We start from the raw sequence: 18,447 nt of genomic DNA, 5'->3' as shown, positions 1-18,447 counted from the left end.
AACCCAATTTGTCATGCTTCAGCTAATAGCAAATGCCAAAAACAATCCTAAAAAAGTAGCGATTGTAGACCAAGGAAAAGAATATACTTACCAAGATTTATCAAATAGTAGTAATGCAGTTGCCTCTATGCTATTAGGTGATAAATCAGACCTGAACGAATCCCCAGTGGCATTTATGGTGTCTCCAGGTTTTGACTATGTTGCAACTCAGTGGGGAATCTGGAGAGCCGGAGGAATTGCGGTTCCTTTATGTATCACCTACCCTCTTCCTTCATTGCAATATGTTATTGAAGACACTCAAGCCTCCATTATTGTAGTTGGGGAGGAATACCAAAACATACTTAATGAATACCAAAAAGATCCCAAATTTAAATTTTTCAATGTAAGTGATTCCAAACAGTTTTCGAGGTCCTTCACCCTACCCGAAATATCCAAGGATAGGCCTGCCATGATCCTCTATACTTCGGGAACCACTTCGCTCCCCAAAGGTGTATTGACCACGCATGCTAATATAGAATCTCAGATTTCCACTTTGGTGAAAGCATGGGAATGGAGTTCCGATGATTATATTCTCGAAATATTGCCTTTACATCATGTTCATGGCATCATCAATGTACTTTGCTGTGCCTTGTGGTCTGGAGCTACTGTTGAATTTTTAAATCAATTCAGTGCCAAAGAAGTCTTCAAAATTTTCCTTAAAGGGAAATTGAATGTCTTTATGGCTGTTCCAACCATTTATTTTAAACTCATCTCTGAATGGGAAAAACTATCTGAAGAGGAACAAAAAGAACTGCATCAAGCCATGTCAAATTTCAGATTGATGATCTCAGGTTCTGCTGCATTGCCTGTTTCTGTCATGGAAAAATGGAAAGAAATTTCAGGTCATTATTTACTGGAGCGTTATGGAATGACCGAAATAGGTATGGCTGTCAGTAACCCTTATCATGGAGAAAGAAGAGCAGGTCATATTGGACAACCTCTTCCTGGCGTATTATTAAGAACAGTTGATGAAGAAGGACAACCTGTAAATGCAGGTGACCCGGGAGAAATTCAGATAAAGGGTCCATCGGTATTCAAAGAGTATTGGGGCAAGCCTGAGGCAACAGCCAAAAGTTTTACAGAAGATGGTTGGTTTAAAACTGGAGACATTGCTGTCCTAGAAGATAATTACTATCGAATCTTAGGGAGGGATTCTATAGATATCATCAAGTCCGGAGGGTATAAAATCTCAGCTTTGGAAATAGAGGAAGTATTAAGGAAACACACAGAAATAAAAGATTGTGGTGTGGTGGGAATTCCTGATGAGGAATGGGGAGAATTGGTTGTTGCGGCATTGGTGGCCGATAAAGAATTTGATACCAAAGAGTTAAACTCCTGGATTAGAGAAAGGATGCCTTCCTACAAGACTCCAAGAAAATACATCTTCATCCCGGATTTACCTAGAAACGTGATGGGGAAAGTGACCAAAAACGAATTGAAAAAACTTTTCTAAAATCCATGTTCATATACGGTTTAGCTTTACTTTCTTTCTCTTATCTCCTTGGGCAATGGCTAGGTGAAATTTTAGGTAAATTAATAGGTATCAATTCCAATGTAGGTGGAGTTGGTTTTGCCATGATCATTTTGATGCTATTAAAAGAACTTTTCGAAAGGAAAGGTTGGTGGAATACTGAATTGATATTGGGTATCAACTTTTGGAATAAAATGTACATACCGGTTGTCATCGCAATGGCTGCCAGTTTGAATGTACAATCTGCTGTCTCCAGTGGGCTATTGGCTGTTTTAGTGGGATTAATTCCAGTGGCATTTGCATTTATTTTCTTCCCTTTCCTTTTAAGGTTCTTCAAAGAGATTTAGCATGGAAGAATTACTAAAAGTAGTGGACAAGAATGGACTAATCGTTGGTTTCTTCTGCATAGGAGTTTTAGCATTTGGTTCCGAAATACTTTCCAAAAAATTCTTTCAAGGAAAAATCCCAGGTTCTGCCATAGCTATTTTCCTTGGTCTAGTCCTAGGATACTTAGGAGGTCTGTTTACAGGTGGTTCAAAAGGGATAGCAGACATCCCTATCTTTCAGGGAATAGGAACTCTTGGTGGTTCCATGTTTCGGGATTTTGCAATTGTGGCAACAGCCATGGGAGCAAGTTATGTCTTGGTGAAGAAATCCGGGTTATTAGGATTTGCCTCTCTACTATTTGGGATTTTGATCTTCTTTTTCTCTGGAGTAGCGGTAGCATATATGTGGGGAATTTCGGACCCTATCAGTTTGTGTACCATAGGCGCAGGTGCATGCACCTACATCGTGGGACCTGTTACTGGTGCTGCTTTGGGAGCTGACTCTGATATCATAGCTTTGAGTATTGCAATTGGAGTAGTTAAGACAATTGCTGTCACCATTTTCACCCCAGTATTTGCCAAAAAAATAGGCCTAAAAAGCCCTGGATCAGCAATGGCCTACGGGGGGATCATGGGTACTTCCAGCGGCGTCGCGGCAGGATTAGCTGCTACAGATCCAAAATTGGTTCCTTATGGTGCAGTAACCGCTACATTTTATACAGGATTGGGCTGTTTGATTTGCCCATCCCTTTTTTATCTGGTATTGGAATTTATTTTTTCTTGATCATTCAACTATTTCTCTACCTTACTTTCAAAGTTGAACACCTTTATTCGGTGATTTTACAAAGTCATTAAGCCACTTGTTGCAGGTATATTATTAATTACTTCTAGAATATATATGACTAAAAAGGCGTAATAAATAATAATTGAAAACTAAACCAACACACCCGAAATACTTGCAAAAGCTAGGTTTCGGGTTTTTTATTATTTGGAACAATTAAAAATTATTACCAGAATTGATTTCAGGAGAAAAGCAGGATGCTTAAATAACCGTTTTTGAATTACTTTTGACTTATGTCAATGCCCAAGTTATTCACAGGAGTATTTATAATTCTGTTCTTTCAAGTTTCACAAGTAGTTTTCGGACAATCAAGTATCTCAGGGTTCATCCATGATGAGCTCACTCAGGTTCCATTGGAATTTGCCAGCGTAGCAGTATATCAACTATCCGATAGTTCCTTGATCAATGGTGGAATCACTGATGAAGAAGGGGCATTTTTAATTTCAGAGTTAGATGCAGGAGATTATTTGTTAAAAATCACCTATATCGGCTATGGATCTAAAACTATTTCAGATTTACATTTAGGCGACAAGGAAAGCAAAAACCTAGGAGTACTTTCTATCTCACCAGATCAGACTACGCTCGAAGGTGTGGAAATCCAAGGCCAAAAACTTTCCACCGAATTTCAATTACAGAAGCAAAGTTATTCTGCAGAAAGTTTCCAGGCAGCACAGGGAGGAAATGCGGCTGATATTCTTAAAAACCTTCCAGGGGTAGCCATCAATGTAGATGGCCAGATTTCTATTAGGGGTACAAGTGGGTTTGTGGTGATGATCAATGGGAAACCCGTTCAATCTGACCCTATGATGATTCTAAGTCAATTGCCTGCCAACAGTATTGAAAAAATAGATTGGATCTCCTCTCCTTCTGCTCAATACGACTCGGAAGGAAAAGCCGGAATGATCAACGTGATTACAAAATCAGGAACTACCGATGGCTTGTACATGCAGTTCAATACCAAGCTAGGAATGCCTCCAATCGAAAATTATGGAAATGCAGAACGAGCGAAACGATATGGAGCCGACTTTAACCTAAACTACCTTAAAGGCAAGTGGGACATTTCCGTTGGAGCCAGTTTTCAGAGAAATGACATCGCTGGAAGAAGAGTTGGGAATGTGATGACCATGTCCGGTGACACAACCACATTTTTTCCTTCTGAAGGAGAAAGAAGCATCGACGAAAAAAACTACTCCGGAAGATTTACGATTGGATATAATCCATCCGAAAGAAGTGCTTTTAGCCTTGGATTCTATGGAGCTGTCAGAGACAAACTTCGAACTGCCGACATTCTCTATTATGACAATCACGCCATAGCAAATGGGCAGGAACTTTATAATTTCCAATATTTTAATGCCAATGACCAAAGCCGAAGAGGTGATGTAGTTTTAGGAAGCCTTGATTATTCTCACATTTTTGAGAATGAATCCAAAATAAGCACCTCCTTCCTCTATGAATACAGTATGCTAGGTGGTCCAACTTCTAATCTAAACTTAGGTTATCCTGATCTAAGCACAGTGTACCAAGAGGAATACAACACCAACGATAATCCATTAAACGGAATTCGCTATAATTTAGACTATACTTTCAAGCCCTATTCATTTGGTCAATTATTAGCGGGATATCAATTCCGAAAATTAGATCATAAGGGAGACTTCCTTTATGAGAGAAAAAATAATGAAACAGGTGAATTTGAACTGGTTCCAGAATTTTCAAGTAACGTTGAATTAAAGAGGAATATCCATGCAGCCTATCTACAACTTGATAAGGAATTTGAAAAATTCAATTATGGCATAGGCCTTAGAGTGGAAAGCATGGATCGAAGTTTTGATCTGGAAGATAAAGCTGGTATTGTAGACACCGTATATCAGTACGATTTTATCAGACCATTCTTTAGTGCAAACCTAGGTTATCAGGTAAATGAGGAGCTTCAACTGAAAGCAAGCTTCAGCCAAAGAGTAGAGAGAACTACCACGTTCAAAATGAATCCTTTCCCAGAAAGAGAACACAGCGAAACCTTGGAGCAAGGTGATCCAAACCTCCTCCCTGAATTTATCAACCAAGTAGAATTGGGAGTCATTAAAACCTGGGATGCTTCTAGCTTTTATGCGACAGCGTACCATTCCAGAGTGAAAAATCTGGTAAATAGAGTAAACACCGTTTACAATGACACGATTTTGAATAGAATTTATTCCAATGTTGGAACAGGAAAATCCACGGGAATTGACATGGGACTTGAAATATTTCCAACCAGCTGGTGGAAAGTCTTCGGAGGATTAAATCTCTACCATTATTCCATAAAAGGCAGTTTTGATGATCGTCCTGTAAATACGGAGAGCTGGGTACATTCAATCAATATCAACACCACTTTCACCCTCCAGAAAAACTGGAGCATTCAGGGAACATTAAATTACCTATCTGAAAGAGTAACAGCTCTGGGAGAAGATTCTAGATTTTACACCCCGAGTATTGTTGTCAAAAAAAGCTGGATGGATGGAAGGTTAGCTGCTAACTTGGTATGGCAAAATATCGATATGGGGATTTTGGACACCAATGAACAACGAATCACTACTTATCGGGACGGTGAGTTCTACACGACTACAAATTACATCCAGGAAGTAGATATGATCATTTTGAACCTTTCCTATACGCTCAATCGTTCCAAAAACAAAGCGAAATTCGTCAAAAGTGAGTTTGGCGAGAAAGAGTTTTAACTAATTGAAATGAGCGATTCAAAAGAAGTTCTGATAAAAAACATGGTCTGCCCACGCTGTATTGAAGCAGTAAAAACGACCATGAATGAGTTAGAAATCTCTTTTCAATCAGTAGAGTTGGGGAAAGTTATCCTTCAGGAAAATTTAACTGAGAATCAAGAAGAGCTTCTTTCCTCGAAATTAGATAATCAGGGATTCGAACTTTTGAAAGGTGAAAAATCAGCAATCATATCAAAGATAAAATCACTATTGATTGATCAAATTCATTATTCAAATGAAGTTCTGCTCACCAATTATTCTACTTTTTTGGCAGAAAAACTAAATCAGGAATACTCTCATTTATCGCGTTTATTTTCCTCTGTAGAGGGTATCACTATAGAAAAATTCATCACCAGGCAGAAAATCGAAAAGATCAAAGAGCTGCTCATCTACAATGAGCTAACATTATCCGAAATCGCTTTCAAAATGGATTATTCCAGTGTTGCCTACCTTTCTACCCAGTTCAAAAAAGAGACTGGGATGACTCCTTCTGAGTTTAAAAAAGACAAAAAATCAATTCGTAAGAGCCTTGATCAATTGTAAATTCATTAGTCGAATTCCTTACATTTAAAGATGGAAAAAACACAAGGCTTCCCCTCTTTACTCGCTTATTTTAGGGCTATCCAGCCCATTTCAGAAGAGGCAGCTGAAGCCTTAAATTCCATAGCTTTCGAAATCAAAACTCCCAAAAACAAACACGTCCAAGAAATTGGGCAAACTTGTCGCACCTATTATTTTGTCAGCTCCGGTCTTGCAAGAATCTATTATTTGAAGGATGGAATAGATGTCACCGAATATTTTGCTTTTGAGAATGACATGATTATCCGCGCCGAAAGTTTGTTCACTGGAAAGCCCAGCAAAAAGGCAATTCAAGCTATAGAAGACACCGAACTTATCGGAATCTCAGCCTCCAAATTGGAAACCTTGTTTGATTCTTACCCAGAAATTGAAAGGCTATTTAGAAAAATGATGGAAATGTCCTACGTAGCTTATGTCAATCGAATTGAAAGTTTGCAATTTCATAGTGCTGATGAAAGATACCGACAATTACTAAGCGGTTTCCCCTCACTTTTGGAAAGAATCCCATTAAAACATATCGCATCTTACCTTGGTATCACCCAAGTAAGCCTTAGTAGAATCCGGGCGAGCATCCGTTGATTATTTAACAAATGTAAAAGGATCAGGAAGCAGGGAAAGTGACCTTTGTGTCAAATTCTAATCTCTTGACGAATCCTATTTTAGGTCTAAAAGCAAACTGGAAACAATTCCTCATCTTGGTCATTGTCAACGCTTTGGTTGGATCGATGCTGGGAATGGAACGTTCAATTTTCCCTCAGTATGCTTCTGAAATTTTCGGTCTGAGTTCCAATTTTGCCTTTTTATCTTTCATCACAGCTTTTGGTTTCTCCAAAGCAATAACCAATTACCTGACAGGGAAATTTGCCAATAATTTCGGTCGAAAGAAGCTGTTGATTTTAGGTTGGATTTTAGCCATTCCAGTTCCAATTCTTTTGATTTTTGCTAGCAATTGGAATTATGTTATTCTAGCAAATGTCCTTCTAGGAGTCAGCCAAGGCTTGACTTGGGGAAGTACGGTCATCATGAAAATCGATTTAGTCGGTGAAAAAGACAGGGGTTTTGCGATGGGAATGAATGAGTTTGCAGGCTATTTATCCTTGGGAGTCAGCGCTTATTTATCCGCGTACCTAGCTGAGAAATTCGGAGTATCCCCCACTCCGTTTTATATAGGAGTTGTGGTTTCTATTCTGGGATTACTCCTTTCTATTTTTCTGGTCAAAGACACCCATCACTTTGTGAAAAAAGAGTCAGAAATAGCAACTTTAGAAAAAGTAGAACGAGTTTTTCTTCAAACCTCAATCAAAAACAAGACCTTAAGTAGCATCACCCAAGCTGGATTGATCAACAACCTTAATGACGGAATGGTCTGGGGACTTTTGCCAGTTTTATTATTATCCAATGGATTTAGTCTGAACCAAACAGGTGTAATTACTGCTACTTATCCTTTGATTTGGGGAATTGGTCAGCTTGGAACAGGGAAAATGGCGGATCGATTTTCTAAAAAGAAGATGATTTTTGGCGGAATGCTCCTTCAAGGTTTGACCCTCTTGCTTCTTCCAAATTTGATGAATTACCATCTTCAGATTTTATTTATGGTGCTTTTGGGTTTTGGAACAGCTTTGGTTTACCCCACATTTATGGCCGCAATCGCTGATCATACCCATCCAGTACAACGAGCAGAAAGTATTGGCACATTTCGATTATGGAGAGACCTGGGATATGCTTTTGGAGCCATTTTATCAGGAATTCTTGCTGACCAATGGGGAATTCCAGTAGCTATTTTTTCCATTGGAATACTGACCATCGCTTCATCTGTTATCGTAAAATTCAGAATGGAGGAAAGTTCTCCATCCGACAAAATCTTATAAAAGAAGCTCAAAATTCCATAACAAAATTGGATGACATAATTCCGAAGTTTGTAAAGTCATTAGACCACAACACATCATGTCAACCACTGCAAGTAATATAGAATTAGTAAAAAACACTTTCCCAGTCACTGGGATGACTTGTGCATCCTGTGCAAATAGTGTTGAAACCATTTTATCCTATACTGATGGTGTAAAATCTGCTTCGGTCAATTTCGCATCCAATTCTGTCTTAGTGGAATATGATCCCAGCCAAATTCAACCTGAGGGTTTAAATGAAGCTTTGACCGCGATCGGTTATGGTTTGGTCGTCACTGACGGAAATTCAGAAGAAGCCGGAGAGAAAGCACAACAAGAATATTACGAAGAAGTCAAGAAAAGAACGATTGGAGCAGCAATTCTGACCCTTCCGATATTTATTCTTGGGATGTTTTTTATGGATTGGGAACCGGGAAAATGGATTTCTATGGTTTTAGCAATTCCTGTTCTCTTCATTTTTGGTAAAAGCTTCTTTGTAAATGCCTTGAAGCAAGCCAAGTATGGCAAAGCAAATATGGATACGCTGGTAGCTTTGAGTACCGGAATAGCATTTGTTTTCAGTGTTCTAAACACGTTATTTCCAGAGTTCTGGACTGAAAGAGGGATCATGCCTCATGTTTATTTTGAAGCGGCTACTGTCATTATCACCTTTATCAGTTTTGGTAAGCTTCTCGAAGAAAAAGCAAAGTCCAATACTACTACGGCTTTAAAAAAGCTGATGGGGCTTCAACCAAAATCACTAAAAGCGATTATCGATGGAAAGGAAAAAGAAATCCGAATTTCAGAAGTCCAGAAAGGCTATGAAATCATCGTCAGACCAGGCGAAAAAATCCCTGTAGATGGCAGTGTAATCTCAGGCAGCTCTTTCGTCGATGAAAGTATGATTTCTGGCGAACCTGTTCCAGTAGAGAAAAAAGAAAAGGATGCAGTCTTTGCAGGCACGGTCAATCAAAAAGGTAGCTTTCATTTCAAGGCAGAAAAAGTTGGTAGTGAAACTCTCCTTTCCCAAATAATCAAACGAGTGCAGGAAGCTCAAGGCAGCAAAGCTCCAGTACAGAAGTTGGCGGATAAAATCGCTGGAATCTTTGTCCCTACCGTAATTCTTATTTCTATTATAACCTTTGGAGCTTGGATGTTTTTTGGTGGAGATGAGGCATTTACCCATGCTCTTCTGACTTCCGTGACAGTCTTGGTGATTGCATGTCCTTGTGCTTTGGGCCTTGCCACCCCTACCGCTATCATGGTGGGAGTTGGAAAAGGAGCAGAAAACAATATCCTGATCAAGGATGCCGAAAGCTTGGAATTAGCGCACAATGTAAATGCGATTGTATTAGATAAAACAGGAACCATCACAGCAGGAAAACCAAGTGTAAGCAATGAAAAATGGCTTTCTGAAGAACTAAGAAAAGATTTTAGTCCAATTCTTCTGGCTATTGAATCCAAGTCAGAGCATCCATTAGCAGAGGCAGTTTCAAAGCATTTGGTAGAAAGCCAGGTCAATAAATCTAAAATTCAGAATTTCCAAAGTATCACTGGCAAAGGAGCCAAAGCAGAGGATGAATCAGGAATGACTTATTTCGTCGGCAATCAAAGACTGCTGGAATCAGAAGGAATTTCGATTTCAAATGAGTTTGAGAAGAAAGCGAATCAATGGAAATCAGAGGCCAAAACCGTGATTTACTTTGCCAATAAAAATGAACTTCTTGCAGTTTTATCCATTTCTGATGAAATCAAGCCTAGTTCAAAAAAGGCAATCGAGGAGCTAAAAAACCAAAAGATCGATGTCTACATGCTGACTGGAGACAATCAGCAGACAGCGGCAGAAGTAGCCAAGCAAGTTGGTCTGACTGATTTTAGATCGGAGGTTTTACCTTCTGACAAATCAGAATTCATCAAGGACCTTCAAAGCCAGGGAAAAGTCGTCGCGATGGTCGGCGATGGGATAAATGATTCCGAAGCTTTGGCACAGGCAGATGTCAGCATTGCGATGGGTCATGGATCTGACATTGCGATGGATGTGGCTAAAATGACCATTATATCTTCCGATTTAGAGGCAATTCCAAAGGCTTTAAGGCTTTCAAAAATGACTGTTCATGGAATTCATCAAAACCTATTTTGGGCCTTTATTTACAATCTAATTGGGATTCCGATTGCTGCAGGTTTGCTTTATCCAATTAACGGCTTCTTGTTGGATCCGATGATTGCAGGTGGAGCCATGGCCTTCAGTTCCGTCTCGGTAGTTTTGAATAGTCTTAGGTTAAAGGGTAAGAAATTGTAAATCCTATTAAAACATTGAATAGAAATTAAACAGAAATAGGATTTTCAAATTTGTCAGTCCGAGCGGAGTCGAGGACCCGGCTTCGACTCCGCTCAGCCTGACAAATAATATTTTTACTAGAAAAAATAGAAAGTCCTCAAACTGATTAAATATTAAATTAAAACTGATCCATAATGAAAACTCAAAAATTCAAAACCAATATCAATTGCGGTAATTGTCTGGCTAAAGTTACTCCAATGCTAAATGCAGAACCTAAAATCAAATCCTGGAATGTAGATCTGGAGAGTGACGATCGCATTTTAACCGTAGAGTCTGAGGATATTACTCCCGAAGAAGTCTTTAAAACCGTGATCAAAGCAGGATTTATTGCCAAACCTGAATAAATTGCAATTGAATTGAAATTTCAGGAATGCGAAAAATCTTATTGTTCTTTCTGCTTTTTACCTTAATTGCCAGTGCAAAAGCACAAACAAATTTGGCATTGCCAGTGGTAAAATCAAGTATTAAAGGGATCAATGTCTACGGGAAACCTATAGACAACCAAACCAGATGTCAACATTGGCATTCTGAATTGGACATCATCGCGATCAAATTTAAATGCTGTGATAAGTACTATCCATGCTATTCTTGCCATGAGGAAACTGCAGATCATGAACCTAAGGTCTGGCCAAAATCTGAATTTGATTCGAAAGCAATTCTTTGCGGAGTTTGCGGCACAGAGTTATCAATAACTGATTATCAAAGCAGTAACAACACTTGCCCAAAATGTAAAGCAGCGTTCAATCCTGGATGTAGTAACCACTACCATTTGTACTTCGAAACAGATAAGAAGAAAATAGAATAACCTATTTCCTAAAAAAACCGTACTTTTACAGCATTGAAAAAGACCATTTCCATAGCGCTTTCCTTCATCCTGCTTTTTGCAAGCATTGGGATGGCTAAATCCACACACTTCTGTGGTGGAATGGAAATGTTGAGTGAATTGGGATTAAAGGCATCCCATATTGATTGCGGTATGGAGCAAAAAACTCCAGATTGTGATACTGACCAAGACCATCCAAATCATTTCAAGTCCTCCAATTGCTGTGACAATGAATTTGAGCTAGTGAATATGGATGAGGATTTCAGCTTTGCTAAAGCAGGAATCAATCTTCATTTGAATTTCGCTGTCGCATTTGTACATACTTTTATTTTTAACGGAAACATTCAGGAAACTCCAATTGCTGAATATTTCTATTACTCCCCTCCCATTTTGAAACAGGACCATCAAGTTTTGTTTCAAACTTTCCTTATTTAATACTGTGATGCTCTGAGGTGAAGGCCTCAAAACTGTCCAAATCTTGTAAATCAAGATTGGTCAATTCCTATTCTGGTCATTTATCAGATTCATCACATGTTAAATTCTATCATCAAGTACTTTCTTGAAAACAAACTGGTAACAGTTCTCCTTCTGATCGCTATGATCCTATGGGGAATTATTACCGCTCCATTTGGTTGGGAAGTAGGTTCAATACCTTCGGATCCAGTGCCTGTGGATGCGATTCCGGATATCGGAGATAACCAGCAAATTGTTTTTACCAATTGGCCAGGAAGATCTCCTCAAGATATTGAGGATCAAATTTCCTATCCATTGACCACCTATTTATTAGGAATTCCGGGGGTAAAATCCATTCGAAGTTCTTCCATTTTCGGCTTTTCCAGCATTTACATCATCTTCAATGAAGACACTGAGTTCTATTGGTCAAGATCAAGAATTCTTGAAAAACTGAATTCCTTGCCTTCGGGATTATTGCCGGAAGGAGTTCAACCAACTCTTGGTCCTGATGCAACCGCCTTGGGACAGGTTTATTGGTATACCCTTGAAGGTCGAGATTCCAATGGAACTCCAACCGGAGGCTGGGACCTGCACGAAATCAGATCAGTTCAGGATTTCTATGTAAAATATGCTCTCAATGCGGTAGAGGGTGTATCTGAAGTAGCTTCTATTGGAGGTTATGTACAGGAATATCAAATCGATGTTAATCCTGATGCGCTAAAAGCATTCAATATTCCTCTGACGAAAGTCATGGAAGCGGTAAAGAAATCTAACCGTGATGTTGGAGCAAAAACCATCGAAATCAATCAAGCAGAGTATTTGGTTCGAGGCCTGGGATACATCAAGAATTTGGAGGACATCGAAAAGGCAGTGGTCGCTGTACAGGATAATGTCCCTGTTCGAATCAAGGATATTGCTGTGGTTTCTTTGGGACCTGCCAACCGAAGAGGAGCTCTGGACAAAGACGGAGCAGAAGTCGTCGGTGGAGTCGTTGTCGCAAGATATGGTGCGAATCCACTTGCTGTGATCCAGGATGTCAAGGGGAAAATCTCAGAAATCAGTTCCGGTTTACCTAAGAAAACATTGGCAAATGGCACCGAAAGCCAACTGACCATAGTACCATTTTATGACCGTTCCCAGTTGATTAACGAAACCTTAGGAACGCTAGAAGAAGCTTTGACTTTGGAGCTCTTGATCACCATTTTGGTAGTTATTGTGATGGTTTATAACCTTCGGGCTTCTCTGTTGATTTCCAGTTTATTACCAATATCAGTTTTGATGGTATTCATTGCCATGAAGTATTTTGGTGTGGATGCAAACATCGTAGCATTATCGGGGATTGCCATTGCAATCGGAACCATGGTCGATCTGGGAATTATACTTTCCGAAAACATCATCAAACACATCGATGAGGCACCTGAGGAACAAAAACTGATTGACACCATTTACAAAGCATCTTCAGAAGTTGCCACGGCTATATTAACAGCTGTCTCCACTACGATTGTCTCCTTTATTCCCGTATTTACTTTGGAAGCGGCAGAAGGAAAGTTATTTGGGCCTTTGGCTTTCACAAAGACTTTTGCCTTGGTAGCTGCATTAATTGTCTCCCTTTTGATTTTACCGAGTTTGGCGCATTTCTTTTTCGGGATCAATCTGAAAAAATCTAAATTCCAGAAATTCATCCCTGTAGCCCTTTTGGTTTTAGGAGTCATCAGTTTGTTTTTCGGATATACCTGGGCGGGTGTAATGCTTATCTTATTCGGAGTATTAAGTTTTGGAAAGTCCTATCTGAAGACTTCAGGCATTTCATTAAGCAAAAGAACAAACAGCATAGTAGAAAATGCGGAACTCTACCTGGTGGTGATCGGGGTAGTTTGGCTACTAGCAAAATACTGGCTTCCACTTGGACCAGCAGAGAGTCTATTGATCAATTTCATCTTCGTAGCACTCTTGGTGGGATTGATTTTAGGGGCTTTTGCCATTCTAGAATACTATTACAAAAGCATCTTGAGGTGGTGCCTCGACCATAAAACAGCCTTTCTGAGCATTCCTGCAATCCTCATTCTACTTGCTGGAAGTATTTGGTTGGGAGTAAATGGCATATTTGGATTCATCCCGAAAGGTTTTGATGTCATAGGTGTCAATATTCGACCGACTAAAGTTTGGTCTTCTTTGACCCACACTTTCCCTGGAATAGGCAAAGAATTTATGCCATCTCTCGATGAAGGAAGCTTCTTGTTGATGCCAACATCCATGCCTCATTCGGGTATTGAATTTAACGGTGAGGTAGTTTCAAAGCTTGATATGATGCTGACTAATATTCCAGAGGTGGAATTAACAGTTGGAAAGTTGGGAAGGGTTGAATCGGCATTGGACCCTGCTCCTATTTCCATGTATGAAAATGTGATCAATTATAAACCTGAATACATTTTGGATGAAGATGGGTATCGCTTGAGGTTCCAAACTGATGACAATGACCGATTCATTTTGAAATCCGGAGACACATTATCCAATCAGGATGCCATCGCAAAAGGAATTAAAAAATCACAATTGATTCCAGATGAGGATGGCTTGTACTATCGAAACTGGAGAAGCCAAGTGAATTCGCCAGATGATATTTGGAATGAAATCGTCAAAGTCACCAAAATCCCTGGGGTGACATCTGCACCAAAATTACAACCGATAGAAACGCGCTTGATCATGCTTCAAACTGGTATGAGAGCGCCTATGGGAATCAAGGTATATGGTCCTGATTTACAAACGATTGAAAATTTTGGATTAAAGTTAGAAAGCATCCTGAAAGAAGTCCCTTCTGTCAAAGCGGAAGCAGCTTTCGCAGATAGAATTGTGGGTAAACCTTATTTGCTTTTGAATATCAAGAGGGATGAAATTTCGCGCTTTGGATTAAGCATTGAAGACGTACAGCAAACGATAGAAACTGCGATTGGAGGAATGAATATCACCAATACGGTGGAAGGTAGAGAGCGATTCCCGGTGCGAGTGCGCTATCCGAGAGAACTAAGAGATGATCCCGAATCATTGGGGAAAATCTTGATTTCTACTCCTACCGGTGCTCAGATTCCTTTGGCACAGATTATTGATTTTGAATACCAAAGAGGTCCTCAGGCTATCAAGAGCGAGAATACCTTTTTGGTAGGTTATGTCTTGTTTGATAAAAGAGATGGTTTTTCTGAAGTCACAGTTGTCAATGATGCACAAAGGATGATTCAGGAAAGGATTGATTCAGGAGAACTGGAAGTACCTGCTGGAATCAACTTTAAGTTTTCCGGAAGTTATGAAAATCAGGTTCGAGCAGAAAAACGTCTCGCTATCATCGTTCCTATTGTTCTGGGACTGGTATTCCTGATTCTTTATTTCCAGTTCAAATCCGTGACGACCTCCTTGATGGTATTTACCGGAATTGCAATGGCATTTAGTGGTGGATTTATGATGCTCTGGTTTTACGGACAAGATTGGTTCGTAAATTTCAGCCTTTTCGACACCAATATCAGGGAATTATTCCAGATGAAAACAATCAACTTAAGCGTGGCTGTTTGGGTAGGTTTTATTGCACTATTTGGGATTGCGACGGATGATGGTGTGTTGATGGCAACCTATTTGGATCAAAGTTTTGAAAGAAACAAAACGGATAACCTAAAAGGAATCAGAGAAGCGATCATTGAAGCGGGCCAGAGACGGATTAAACCAGCTGTCATGACTTCAGCCACTACAATCATCGCTTTATTGCCGATTCTCACCTCAACAGGAAGAGGTTCGGATATTATGATTCCAATGGCTATACCTGCTTTCGGAGGGATGATCGTCGCGGCTATTACCTACTTCATAGTACCTGTGCTTTACAGCATCAGAGAAGAGTACAAACTCAAAAAAATCAGCAAATGAAAAATCATATGAATAAATGGATCTTCTCTTTGCTCCTTGTGATTTTCACTGGCATTTCTGCCTACAGCCAATCACTGAATGACTATCTGAAAATTGCAGCTGAAAATAATCCAGGTCTGAAGGGAAGTTACAAGGAATTTGAAGCTGCTTTAGAAAAAGCGGCACAAATCCGAAGTCTGGCTGATCCTACGATTTCTTTTGGATACTTTATTTCTCCAGTAGAAACGCGCGTAGGGCCACAGCGGGCAAGACTTTCCCTAAACCAGATGTTCCCATGGTTTGGAACATTGAAATATTATGGAAAGGGTTCTGAAGCTCTGGCGGAAGCCAAATTCCAATCCTTTCTTAATGCAAAGAATAAACTTTATTACGATGTCAGTTCCGCTTATTATCCACTTTATGAGTTAGAGCAATTCATTGAGATCGAAAAGGAAAACATCGAGATCCTTCAAAACTATAAGGTATTGGCTACAAATCAGTTTTCGAATGGAAAAGGATCTATGGTTGATGTTTTGAGAGTGGATATTATGCTAAAGGATGCTGAAACGAATCTTAGCATCTTAGAAAAACAAAGAAAACCTCTGCTCTCAGCTTTCAACAAACTGCTAAATCGAGATGAAAATGAAGTCGTAGAAATTGAAGACTTCCAACTGGAAGAAAATATTCCTAATGAATATAGAAGAGATTCTCTGCTGGAATCCAATCCAATTCTTCAGGAATTTGATTTTAAAATTGCCGCAGCAGAATCGAATGAGCGGACTGCCGCAAGCCAATCAATGCCGAAAATCGGAGTAGGTTTGGATTATGTCTTCATCGGAAAAAGAGAAGATATGATGGTGGATGACAATGGGAAAAATGCCTTTATGCCAATGGTTTCCATGAGCTTACCGATTTTCTCAGGAAAATATCAAGCTGCAAAAAAAGAAGCTCAGCTGATGCAAGAGGCCTATCGATATCAAAAAGAGGATTTTGAAAACCAATTGATAACCTCCTATGAGAAGTTGGATTTTGGGGTTACCAAACAGCAGGAATTGATTGAATTGTATGAAGAACAGATGGAGCAAACCAAGCAATCATTGGAATTGCTTTATACTTCCTATTCCAATTCCGAAAGTTCCATCGAGGATGTGCTGCAAATGCAGCAACAGTTATTGAAATATCAAAAATTAAAAGTGACTGCAGAGACAGCACTAAAAATAAACATTGCGGAAATAGATTATCTCACTGCAAAATCATTTGACCAATGAAAAAGCTACAAAAACATGTTCTGATCATATCCATCGGAATGTTATTCACAGGGCTGTTGGCTGGGTATCTTATTTTTGGAAATTCGAATTCCCAAGATGAGCATCAACATGACCTGACTGAAGAAAATGGTGTCTGGACTTGCTCCATGCACCCTCAGATCAAACAAAATGAGCCAGGAACTTGCCCTATTTGCGGCATGGATTTGATTCCATTAGAAAATGATCTGGAATCGATTGATCCACTTTCTATTAGCATGTCCCCTACTGCCATGCAATTGGCCAATGTGCAGACTGCAATCGTCGGAAGTTCAGGTGCCAATAAATCTGTGAAACTAAGTGGGAAAGTTCAAGCTGATGAGCGTCTCAACTATACTCAGACCTCCCATATTCCAGGGCGAATCGAAGAATTGAAAGTGAATTTCACAGGTGAATTTATCAGCAAAGGTCAGGTGATCGCAACCATCTATTCTCCTGAGTTGACTACTGCTCAAAATGAATTATTGCAGGCAGCAAAAATTCAAGATTCCCAACCTGAACTATTCCAGGCTGCCAAAAACAAACTGAAAAACTGGAAAATCTCCGATGCTCAGATTTCAGAAATTCTTAATAACAATACGATTTTGAGAAACTTCCCAATCCGGGCCAATGTCTCAGGATATGTCACAGAAAAATTGGCAAATCTTGGAGATCATTTGCAGCAAGGTCAGGCGATCTATGAAGTGGCAGATCTTTCTCGGGTTTGGGTCCTATTCGATATTTATGAGACGGATCTTTCTTGGATCAAAGTGGGAGATGAAATTGAATATAGTATCCAATCTCTACCAGGGGAAACATTTACAGGCAAAATCAGCTATATCGACCCATTGATTGATCCAGCTTCAAGAGTTGCTAAAGCAAGAATTGAAGTTTCAAATCCTAAAGGCAAATTTAAGCCGGAAATGTTTGCTTCAGGCACTATCAAGGCAGCTTTAAACTCCAATACTGCAATGCTTTCAGTACCCAAATCAGCTGTATTATGGACTGGAAAAAGATCGGTTGTCTATGTAAAAAACACCTCAGAAAATGGCATCAGATTTAAACTAAGAGAAGTAACATTGGGACCATCACTTGGAGATACTTATGTAATTGAAGAGGGTTTACAAGGTGGAGAAGAAATTGCCATCAATGGCACATTTAGCATAGATGCTGCTGCACAATTAGCGGGAAAACCTAGCATGATGAGCCCTGATGGCGGAGTTCCGATGACTGGCCATAATCATGGAGAAATGCAGGGGACTATGAGCTCAACTTCCAATTCATCTTTAGCTATCAGTCCCCAGGCGAAATATTCCTTAAAGCCAGTGTATGATAACTATCTAAAATTAAAAGATGCATTGACCAAAGATGAACTGAATGACTCCAAAGAAGCTGCAAAATCAATGGAGGAGTCCATAAACAAAGTCAATATGGCTCTTTTTACTGGAGATGCTCATACTCAATGGATGACATTCGAAGGCAATCTCAAAAAGAGTTTGACAGATGCGAAAACTGCTAAAAACATAGATGAGTTGAGAAAAAGTTTTCAAAGCATTTCTGACGAAATGGTCAAAATGACAGAGCAATTTCATGCCTATTCGGAAACTTTATATGTGCAACATTGCCCCATGGCCGATAGTAATCAAGGAGCGGACTGGTTGAGTTTAGATAAAAACATTGTGAACCCTTATTTCGGAGAATCCATGTTGACCTGTGGTGAGGTTATTAAAATTATAGATTAAAAAAGCGCATAAATTTCAGACAAAGGAAGGAATTAAA

Annotated in this window: 14 protein-coding genes; all 14 read left to right on the top strand. The window is 39.5% G+C overall.

Translation table 11 applies throughout. From position 1 onward, the window contains the following. The first annotated feature begins 13 nt into the window (after nt 1-13). The 14 genes from ALPR1_RS10080 (at nt 14) to ALPR1_RS10015 (ending at nt 18,410) form a co-directional block, all read left to right on the top strand. A complete protein-coding gene (locus tag ALPR1_RS10080) occupies nt 14-1,492 on the top strand; it encodes an acyl-CoA synthetase (RefSeq protein ID WP_008200408.1) in 1,479 nt (492 codons plus the stop codon). Between the two features lie 5 nt (nt 1,493-1,497). After that, nucleotides 1,498-1,857 carry a malonate transporter subunit MadL gene (locus tag ALPR1_RS10075; protein WP_008200407.1) on the top strand — a complete coding sequence of 120 codons (360 nt, stop codon included), beginning with the start codon at nt 1,498-1,500 and terminating at the stop codon, nt 1,855-1,857. A gap of 1 nt (nt 1,858) precedes the next feature. Further along, nucleotides 1,859-2,620 (top strand): malonate transporter subunit MadM, encoded by a 762-nt coding sequence (madM, locus tag ALPR1_RS10070; RefSeq protein ID WP_008200406.1) that lies wholly within the window; start codon nt 1,859-1,861, stop codon nt 2,618-2,620. A gap of 296 nt (nt 2,621-2,916) precedes the next feature. Next, nucleotides 2,917-5,388, top strand: a complete 2,472-nt coding sequence (locus tag ALPR1_RS10065; RefSeq protein WP_008200404.1) for an outer membrane beta-barrel family protein — start codon at nt 2,917-2,919, stop codon at nt 5,386-5,388. Between the two features lie 9 nt (nt 5,389-5,397). Continuing rightward, the gene (locus tag ALPR1_RS10060; protein ID WP_008200402.1) at nt 5,398-5,970 is read left to right on the top strand and encodes a helix-turn-helix domain-containing protein; all 573 of its coding nucleotides are present in this window, start codon (nt 5,398-5,400) and stop codon (nt 5,968-5,970) included. 30 nt (nt 5,971-6,000) lie between these two features. Then, entirely contained in the window at nt 6,001-6,585 is a 585-nt protein-coding gene (locus tag ALPR1_RS10055; RefSeq protein ID WP_008200399.1) for a Crp/Fnr family transcriptional regulator, read from the top strand. Between the two features lie 65 nt (nt 6,586-6,650). Next, the gene (locus ALPR1_RS10050; RefSeq protein WP_040302732.1) at nt 6,651-7,874 is read left to right on the top strand and encodes an MFS transporter; all 1,224 of its coding nucleotides are present in this window, start codon (nt 6,651-6,653) and stop codon (nt 7,872-7,874) included. A 76-nt stretch (nt 7,875-7,950) separates the two neighbouring features. Then, nucleotides 7,951-10,188 carry a heavy metal translocating P-type ATPase gene (locus tag ALPR1_RS10045; RefSeq protein WP_008200396.1) on the top strand — a complete coding sequence of 746 codons (2,238 nt, stop codon included), beginning with the start codon at nt 7,951-7,953 and terminating at the stop codon, nt 10,186-10,188. Nucleotides 10,189-10,361: 173 nt separating this feature from the next. Beyond that, on the top strand, nt 10,362-10,571 hold the full coding sequence (locus ALPR1_RS10040) for a heavy-metal-associated domain-containing protein (RefSeq protein WP_008200394.1): 210 nt from the start codon (nt 10,362-10,364) through the stop codon (nt 10,569-10,571). A 26-nt stretch (nt 10,572-10,597) separates the two neighbouring features. Next, on the top strand, nt 10,598-11,032 hold the full coding sequence (locus tag ALPR1_RS10035) for a CHY zinc finger protein (protein ID WP_008200393.1): 435 nt from the start codon (nt 10,598-10,600) through the stop codon (nt 11,030-11,032). A 33-nt stretch (nt 11,033-11,065) separates the two neighbouring features. Continuing rightward, entirely contained in the window at nt 11,066-11,485 is a 420-nt protein-coding gene (locus tag ALPR1_RS10030; RefSeq protein ID WP_040302730.1) for an HYC_CC_PP family protein, read from the top strand. Nucleotides 11,486-11,581: 96 nt separating this feature from the next. Continuing rightward, entirely contained in the window at nt 11,582-15,406 is a 3,825-nt protein-coding gene (locus ALPR1_RS10025; RefSeq protein ID WP_040302727.1) for an efflux RND transporter permease subunit, read from the top strand. Continuing rightward, entirely contained in the window at nt 15,403-16,653 is a 1,251-nt protein-coding gene (locus ALPR1_RS10020) for a TolC family protein (protein WP_008200388.1), read from the top strand. The genes ALPR1_RS10025 and ALPR1_RS10020 overlap by 4 nt, the downstream gene beginning before the upstream one ends. Next, on the top strand, nt 16,650-18,410 hold the full coding sequence (locus ALPR1_RS10015) for an efflux RND transporter periplasmic adaptor subunit (protein ID WP_008200386.1): 1,761 nt from the start codon (nt 16,650-16,652) through the stop codon (nt 18,408-18,410). The genes ALPR1_RS10020 and ALPR1_RS10015 overlap by 4 nt, the downstream gene beginning before the upstream one ends. Nucleotides 18,411-18,447: the final 37 nt, after the last annotated feature.

It is taken from the genome of Algoriphagus machipongonensis (genome assembly GCF_000166275.1).
In the GTDB taxonomy this organism is placed as follows: Bacteria; Bacteroidota; Bacteroidia; order Cytophagales; family Cyclobacteriaceae; genus Algoriphagus; species Algoriphagus machipongonensis.
Note: the sequence above shows the minus strand (reverse complement) of the source record. Positions and strands in the feature narration are given on the sequence as shown.